At 72.2% G+C, this 6,941-nt stretch carries 8 protein-coding genes; 3 read left to right on the forward strand and 5 right to left on the reverse strand.

Going from position 1 to position 6,941, the window contains the following annotated elements:
- Window positions 1–189 precede the first annotated feature (189 nt).
- The 5 genes from rfbC to fliL form a co-directional block, all read right to left on the reverse strand.
- Entirely contained in the window at window positions 190–741 is a 552-nt protein-coding gene (gene rfbC / locus AX737_RS10335) for a dTDP-4-dehydrorhamnose 3,5-epimerase (RefSeq protein WP_066921073.1), read from the reverse strand.
- 132 nt (window positions 742–873) lie between these two features.
- The gene (locus tag AX737_RS10340) at window positions 874–1,653 is read right to left on the reverse strand and encodes a hypothetical protein (RefSeq protein WP_238229924.1); all 780 of its coding nucleotides are present in this window, start codon (window positions 1,651–1,653) and stop codon (window positions 874–876) included.
- A 104-nt stretch (window positions 1,654–1,757) separates the two neighbouring features.
- Window positions 1,758–2,273, reverse strand: coding sequence for a DUF6468 domain-containing protein (locus AX737_RS10345; RefSeq protein ID WP_066921075.1), 516 nt, complete (start codon window positions 2,271–2,273; stop codon window positions 1,758–1,760).
- 6 nt (window positions 2,274–2,279) lie between these two features.
- Entirely contained in the window at window positions 2,280–3,500 is a 1,221-nt protein-coding gene (gene fliM / locus AX737_RS10350; RefSeq protein ID WP_066921077.1) for a flagellar motor switch protein FliM, read from the reverse strand.
- Between the two features lie 8 nt (window positions 3,501–3,508).
- Window positions 3,509–4,015 carry a flagellar basal body-associated protein FliL gene (gene fliL / locus AX737_RS10355; protein ID WP_066921079.1) on the reverse strand — a complete coding sequence of 169 codons (507 nt, stop codon included), beginning with the start codon at window positions 4,013–4,015 and terminating at the stop codon, window positions 3,509–3,511.
- Window positions 4,016–4,292: 277 nt separating this feature from the next.
- Between fliL and flgF the strand changes: the two genes are divergently transcribed.
- The 3 genes from flgF to flgA form a co-directional block, all read left to right on the forward strand.
- On the forward strand, window positions 4,293–5,033 hold the full coding sequence (flgF, locus tag AX737_RS10360) for a flagellar basal-body rod protein FlgF (protein WP_066921087.1): 741 nt from the start codon (window positions 4,293–4,295) through the stop codon (window positions 5,031–5,033).
- Between the two features lie 13 nt (window positions 5,034–5,046).
- Window positions 5,047–5,838, forward strand: coding sequence for a flagellar basal-body rod protein FlgG (flgG, locus tag AX737_RS10365; protein ID WP_066921081.1), 792 nt, complete (start codon window positions 5,047–5,049; stop codon window positions 5,836–5,838).
- A 59-nt stretch (window positions 5,839–5,897) separates the two neighbouring features.
- Window positions 5,898–6,941, forward strand: a 1,044-nt coding sequence (gene flgA / locus AX737_RS10370) for a flagellar basal body P-ring formation chaperone FlgA (protein WP_066921083.1), incomplete at its 3' end; no start/stop codon positions are given.

Here is a 6,941-nt window from a genome sequence, read left to right on the forward strand (position 1 = left end):
GCCCGAGATCCTGCACCAGATGCAGGACGAGCGCCGAGCCGATGAAGCCGCAGCCCCCGGTCACCAGTATCCGCATCGCGATGTCTCCGTCAGGCCGAGTGTTGCGCGTCTTCGGGACGTCCTGCCCCGCCGCAACCGGTTCCGTCCGCCCCAGACAGGAAGAATGTGGCGGGTCCGGGACGACGGGCCCTAGAAGGCCGGCCCGAGATCGGCCAAGCGAGGCGCGCGGCGATCCTTGTCGGAGAGGATCGCCTCGGCCTCGGCCACCGGCCAGTCGATGCCGATCTCGGGATCGTTCCAGACGAGGGCCCGGTCGTGGGCGGGGCTGTAGTAGGCGTCGACCTTGTAGGCGACCATCACGTCGGGCGTCAGCGTGCAGAAGCCGTGCGCGAAGCCGTGCGGGATGAAGAGCTGCTCGCCGCCCTCGGCGTCGAGCGTCACGGCGACGTACCGGCCGAAGGTCGGCGAATCGCGCCGGATGTCGACCGCCACGTCGAGGATCGCGCCGGCGAGCACGCGGATCAGCTTGGCCTGGGGCTGCGGCGGGACCTGGAAATGCAGCCCGCGGATGGTGCCCTTCGGCGCCGAGAAGGACTGGTTGTCCTGTACGAAGGCGCAGTCGATCCCGGCCTCGGCCAGCACGTCCGCCCGGAAGGTCTCCGAGAACCAGCCGCGGGCATCGCCGTGGCGCCGGGGGCGCACCCGCTTCACCGCCGGGATTGCCGTCTCGATGACTTCCATGACCCCTCCCGGCGCCGTCCGCTCTGCGCGGGGGGCTTCCCGGCATTCTGTGCGGATGTCAAGCGCGTGCGCCGCGCGGCCACGACCGGGACTCCGAAGGGTGGACCACCCTTCGGCCTGGTTCGAAGCGGCTCAGCGCGCGGCGGCCGGGTCGATTGCCGGCAGCTCGTTCGGCGGCAGGCCGGGGACCGCCGCCTGCTGCGCGGGCGCGACGCCGCGGGCGCGGTTGGCGAGCGCCACGGTCAGGCGCTCGGCCGCCTCCGGCTGCATCACGGCCAGAACCTCGGCCATCTTGCGCGGGTTCATGGCCAGCACGAGCGGCACCAGCACCTCGTGGCCGAGCCGGTCGAAGACGCGGGCCGCGTCCTTCGGCTTCATCGTCTCGTACATCGTGACGATGTTCTTCATGCCGGCCCGCTCGGCCTCGGCCCGCTCGCGCCCGGCGCCATCCGCCTTGTCCTCGGCCTGCCGCAACTCGCCGACGCCGGCCTCCAGCTTGCGCTCCGCCTCGCCGAGCATGCGCTCGCGCAGGTCCAGCTCCTCGCTCTTCTGCCGCAGGGCATCCCGGCGGGCGCCGAGCTTCTCGAGGAGCGCGCGCTCCGTGGCCGAGGCGGGCTCCGCGAGGGGCGGCTGCCCCCGCGGCGGCTCCGGCGGTTTCTCGACGGGCCTGTCGGCGGCCTTCTCCTGATCCTTCGGGCCGACCGAGCCGGTGGTCGAGGGGTCCTTCGGCTCGTAGCCGGTGCGAGCCTGCGCGAGCACCCGGGCGAAGGCCGGCAGTTCGCCACCGGGACCATCCTCGGGCTGGACGAGCGACAGGAGCTTGAGCACCAGAAGCCCGGCCGCGGCGAGCGCCACCGCATCGACGAGGCGCAGGCGCAGGGGTCTCGGCTGGCGAAGCCGCGACAGCCGCAGCGCCGTGGCGGCTCTGGCCGCGGCTCCGACCGCGCGCTTGCCGGGCACCGGGGCCGCGACCGTGCCCGGGGGGCCGGCATCCTGGCGTGCGGGCGGCCGGGCGCTCACGCGGCGCGGCTCCGCACGCGCTGCAATGCCCGCTCGGTCATGGCGAGGGCCGCGGCCGCGGCGGCACCGAGGCGCTCGCTGTGCAGGCCCTCGACCGCCTCGGATGCCGGCTCGGGCCGGATGGCGGGCGGCTGGCCCGGCGCCGACGTCGCGAGCGCGGCGGCTGCTGCCGGCCGCCCCGCGCCGCGGGCCTCGCCCACGATGGCGCCGATGCGGCTGATGACGCCCTCCCCGGCCGCGACCTGGGCGGCGATCTCGGCGGCGCCGCGGCCGGCCGCCTCCAGGCGCTCGGCGAGCGTCCGGTCGCACTCGTCGATGGCGCTGCGCAGGCCCGCGATCGCGCGCTCGGCGGTCGCGCTCGCGGCCATGAGGTCGCCGATCGTCCGGCGGAAGGCCGCCTCGTCGGCCTTCATCTGCGCGATGCGGCGGGACAGGCGGAGCGAGGAGACGATGGTGGCGACGAGCAGGACCGCGACGAGGCCGTCGGCGAGCAGCGTGACAAGGGTACTCATCGGACGCTAGCCCTCGTTGCGGTTGTTCATCGAGGCCTCGTAGGCCTGGAGCGTGGTGCGCGAGCGCCGCAGCGGCCGGGTGACCTGGACGGCGATGCTGTCGTCGATCCGCCCAATCCGCCCCTGCGTCAGGTGCCAGTCGCCGCAGCGCACGGTGATCAGGTCCGTGGGCTTGGCGTCGAACATCAGCGTGTCGCCGACCTTCAGCCCCATCACGCGCTTGAGCGGCAGCATCATCTCGTGGAGCACCGCCTGCATGGTCAGGTCCGCCTGCCAGATCTCGGTGGCGAGGTGGCCTTCCCAGATCTGGTCCCGGCCGAGCTTCTCGCCCATGAAGCTCTGCATGAGCAGTTCACGGATCGGCTCGATCGTGGCGTAGGGGAAGAGGATCTGCAGCAGGCCGCCGCGCCCGTCCATGTCGAGGCGCAGGCCGATCAGGATGGCGGCGTTGCCCGGCCGGGTGATGGTGGCGAAGCGCGGGTTGGTCTCGATCCGATCGATGGCGAAATGCACCGGGGAGAGCGGCTGGAACGACTGTTCCAGGTCGCCCAGGATGATCTCGACCAGGCGGCGCACGAGCTGCATCTCGATGCCCGTGAAGGGCCGCCCGTCCAGCCGCGTGGAGGAACCGCCGCGCTTGCCCCCGAGCAGGAGGTCGAGCGTCGAGTAGGCGAGGTTCTGCTCGACCGTGACGAGGCCCGAATTCTCCCAGGTATCGGCCTTGAACACGCCCAGCAGCGTCGGCAGCGGGATGGCGTTGACGTAGTCGCCGAAGCGGACCGAGGTGATGTTGTCCAGCGTCACCTCGACGTTGTCCTGGAAGAAGTTGCGCAACGATGTCGACAGCAACCGGATCATCCGGTCGAAGACGATCTCCAGCATCGGCAGGCGTTCGTACTGGACGACGCCCGAATCGACGATGGCGCGCACGCCCCCGGCCCCGGAGGCCGAGAGCTCGCGCATGGAGAAGCCCAGGACGCCGTCGATCTCGTCCTGGTTGAGGATGCGGTCGTTGCCGGCGAGTTCGGGGAGGTCGTCGGCCTCCCCGTCCTCGATCATCGTCGCCCACTCGGCCGCGACGTCGCTGGCGTTGCGGGTGGTGCCCTGCTCGGCGAGCGCCGCGCCCCATTCCTCGGCGAGCGAGGCGTCGCCGCCCTCGCCGGAATTGTTCTGCTCGATCAGGGCCGCGGCCCAGTCGTCCTCGAGGTTCGGATCGTCCGGTTCCATGCCCGCGCCTACTGGAGGATCACGTCCTTGAAGAGCACGGCCTCGACCTTGGCCGGGTAGACCGCCACGTTGACCCGGCGCAGCAGTTCCTCGCGCAGCCGGTAGAGGCCCGTGGAGCCCGAGAGGTCGCTCGGTCGAAGCTCCCGCATGTAGACCTGCAGCGTGTCCTCGACGCGGGGCATCAGGGGCTTCACCTCGCCCTCGACCTTGGCGTCCTTCAGCTCAAGGGTGATGCGCAGCTTGGCGTACTTCGCCCGGTCCTGGCCGGGTCCGGCCTCGGGGGAGAGGTTGAGCATCATCTCGCGCATGTCGAGGAAGACGACGGGCTTCTGCTCCTCGGCGTGCGCGGCCTGCGCCTCGGCGCCGCGCTTCTTCAGCACGAAGGCGCCGCCCCCGCCCAGCACGAGGAGCGCCGCGGCGCCGACCGCGATGAAGAGCTTCTTGCGGCTCTTCGGGGCCTCGGCCTCGCCGGTCTCGCCCTCCGCGGCGGGCGCCTTCTTGGGCTTCTTGGCCATGAGCGTCGGATCCGGCGCTGGAACGGGACTGGGCCGACGCAGCGTACGCGCGCACGGCCGGTGCCGTCCGATATCCGGCGAACGCGGTTAACGCGCCGTTAAGGCGGCAAGAACTGCCGGGTCAGCTTTGCCGCCGGGCGCTCCGCACCGGGGGCGCCGTCTCGGCCGCGCCACCGCAAGCCTCTGGTGCGAAAAGGATTTCGCCACCGGCCGGACCTGGCACGCCCGATGCGCTGTGGACAGGGCCGCCGGTCGCGGCACGGTCCCGGGTCCTCAGATGCAGAACGCTCTCTTCGTCGGTGTGTCGAGCCAGGCCGCGCTTCAGCGCCAGCTCGACGTCATCGCCAACAACATGGCCAACGTCTCGACCACGGGCTTCAAGTCCCGCGACACCCGATTCCAGGAATACCTGATGCCGGTGGCGAGCGCGGACAGCTTCACGGGCCCCGACCGCCGCGTCTCCTACGTCATCGACCAGGGCACGGTGCTCAACCTCGCGCAGGGGCCGATCGAGCAGACCGGCAACCCGCTGCACGTGGCGATCCGCGGCGAGGCTTTCCTGGCCGTGCAGACGCCACAGGGCGAGCGCTACACCCGCAACGGCGCGCTGGAGATGAACGCGCAGGGCCAACTCGTGACGAGCGACGGCAACCCGGTCCTCGGCGAGGGCGGCCCGATCGCCATCAACGCGCAGGAGACCGGCCTGACCATCGGCGCGGACGGCACCGTCTCCACGAATTTCGGCGTGCGCGGCAAGCTCCGGCTCGTCACCTTCGCCAACCCGCAGCGGCTGACGAACGAGGGCGGCAACCTCTACGCCTCCCCCGTGCCCGCCCAGCCCGCCGGGCTCCAGGGCCGGCTCGAGGCCGGGGCGCTGGAGCGCTCGAACGTCCGCCCGGTCGTCGAGATGACCCGGCTGATGGACCTGAACCGCAGCTACGCGACGGTCTCCAGCATGATCACGCGCCTCGACGACCTGCGGGGCACGGCGATCCGCCGCCTCGCCGACGTCGCCTAAGGAGTTCTGAGCGATGCGCGCCCTCTACGCCGCCGCCACCGGCATGGCGGCCCAGGAACTCAACGTCCAGGTCATCTCCAACAACATCGCGAACCTGCGCACCACCGGCTACAAGCGCCAGCAGCCGCATTTCCAGGACCTGCTCTACCAGAACCTGCGCCGGGCCGGCTCCTCGACCTCGGAACAGAACACGCAACTCCCGGCCGGTCTCGCGATCGGCTCGGGCGTGAAGACGAGTTCGACCGCCCGGGTGATGTCCCAGGGCACGCTCACCTCGACCGAGAAGGAGTACGACGTCGCGGTGCGCGGCGAGGGGTTCTTCCGGATCACCCTGCCGGACGGCCGCACCGCCTATACCCGCGACGGCTCCTTCGACCTCTCGGCGCAGGGGCAACTCGTCACCCGCGACGGCTACCTCGTGGATCCGGGCGTCACGGTGCCCAACACCGCGACCTCCGTGCAGATCAGCGCGACGGGCGCCGTGCAGGCGACCCTTCCGGGCCAGACCGCGCCCCAGCAGCTCGGCCAGTTCCAGCTCGCCCGCTTCGTCAACAAGGTCGGCCTGGAATCGATCGGCGACAACCTGTTCATCGAGACCGCGGCCTCCGGCCCGGCCATCAACGGGGTGCCGGGCACCGAAGGCTTCGGCAACCTCCAGCAATCCTATCTCGAGGAGGCGAACGTGAACGCCGTCACCGAGATCTCTTCGCTGATCGCCGCGCAGCGCGCCTACGAGATGAACTCGAAGGTCGTCACCGCCGCCGACCAGATGCTCTCCACCACCTCGCAGATGTTCCGCAGCTGATCCGGGGACGCGCCATGACCGACCGCTCCCGATCCGCCAGAGCCGCGCGTTACGACACGATGCGATACGACGCCGTCGGCGACATGGCCGCGAACGACGACCGGCCCGCGGGCCAGGACCTCTTCGACCTCGCCGACCTGAGGCCGATCGTGCGCCGCCCGCCGATGCGCGCCGTGCCGATGCGGCTCGGCGTGGCCGTGCGCGCCTGGCTCGCCTTCGCGGCCCTCGCGATGATCGGGGCGTGGACGCTTCCGGCGCTGGCCGATGCGCCGATGCGCCTGCGCGGCGATGTCACCGCGCGCGGCGACGTGCTCACCCTCGGCGACCTCGTGGAGAACGCCCCCGCGGCGGCGGCGGCCCGCCCGCTCTTCCGCGCGCCCGCGCTCGGCGCCACCGGCACCATCCAGGCCCGGCGCATCGTCGATGCGGCCGCCTCCGCTGGCCTCGGGCCGGTCGAGACCGGCGGCCGCGTCCAGGTCAGCGTCCAGCGCGCGGCCCGCCGGGTCGCGGCGGGCGAGATCGAGGCGGCGCTCAAGCGCGGCCTGGAATCCGGGTTCGGCCTCGACCCGAGCCTGGTGAGCGTGCGTCTCGACGGCGAGGGGCCGGTCCTCCTGGCGCCCACGGATCTCGGCGGGCAGGTCGCTGCGCTCGACCTCACCTACGATCCGCGCACGCGCCGGCTCGCGGCGCTGATCAGCCTCGGCGAGCGCCAGGCGACCCTGCGGGTGACCGGCGTCGCGGTCGAGCTGCGCGAGGTCGCGGTGCTGGTCCGGGCCGTCGGACGCGGCGAGCGCCTCAGCGAGGCGGATGTCACGCTCGAGCGCCGTCCGCGCGAGGGCGCCCCGCAGGACGCGCTCGCGCAGGCCGTGCCCGGCGAGGTCGCGCAGCGCGCGCTCGGTGCGGGCACGGTCCTGCGCGCCGGCGACACCGCGCCGCCCGAACTCGTCGCCCGCGGCGAGATGGTGACGATCCTCTACGAGGCGCCCGGCATCACGCTCTCGATGCGCGGCATCGCCAACGAGCCCGGCCGGCTCGGCGCCGTCGTCAACGTGGTGAACGCCGCCTCCAAGAAGGTGCTGCAGGCGGTCGTCGTGGGCCAGGGC

The sequence above is a fragment of the Methylobacterium sp. CCH5-D2 genome, assembly GCF_001556475.1.
Taxonomy (GTDB): domain Bacteria; phylum Pseudomonadota; class Alphaproteobacteria; order Rhizobiales; family Beijerinckiaceae; genus Methylobacterium; species Methylobacterium hispanicum.

Bases quoted from the DNA above. Each gene is read 5' to 3' on its own strand.
- fliM (WP_066921077.1), bottom strand. From the start codon at position 3,500: ATGGAACCGGACGATCCGAACCTCGAGGACGACTGGGCCGCGGCCCTG.
- rfbC (WP_066921073.1), bottom strand. From the start codon at position 741: ATGGAAGTCATCGAGACGGCAATCCCGGCGGTGAAGCGGGTGCGCCCC.
- flgF (WP_066921087.1), top strand. From the start codon at position 4,293: ATGCAGAACGCTCTCTTCGTCGGTGTGTCGAGCCAGGCCGCGCTTCAG.
- AX737_RS10345 (WP_066921075.1), bottom strand. From the start codon at position 2,273: ATGAGTACCCTTGTCACGCTGCTCGCCGACGGCCTCGTCGCGGTCCTG.
- flgG (WP_066921081.1), top strand. From the start codon at position 5,047: ATGCGCGCCCTCTACGCCGCCGCCACCGGCATGGCGGCCCAGGAACTC.
- fliL (WP_066921079.1), bottom strand. From the start codon at position 4,015: ATGGCCAAGAAGCCCAAGAAGGCGCCCGCCGCGGAGGGCGAGACCGGC.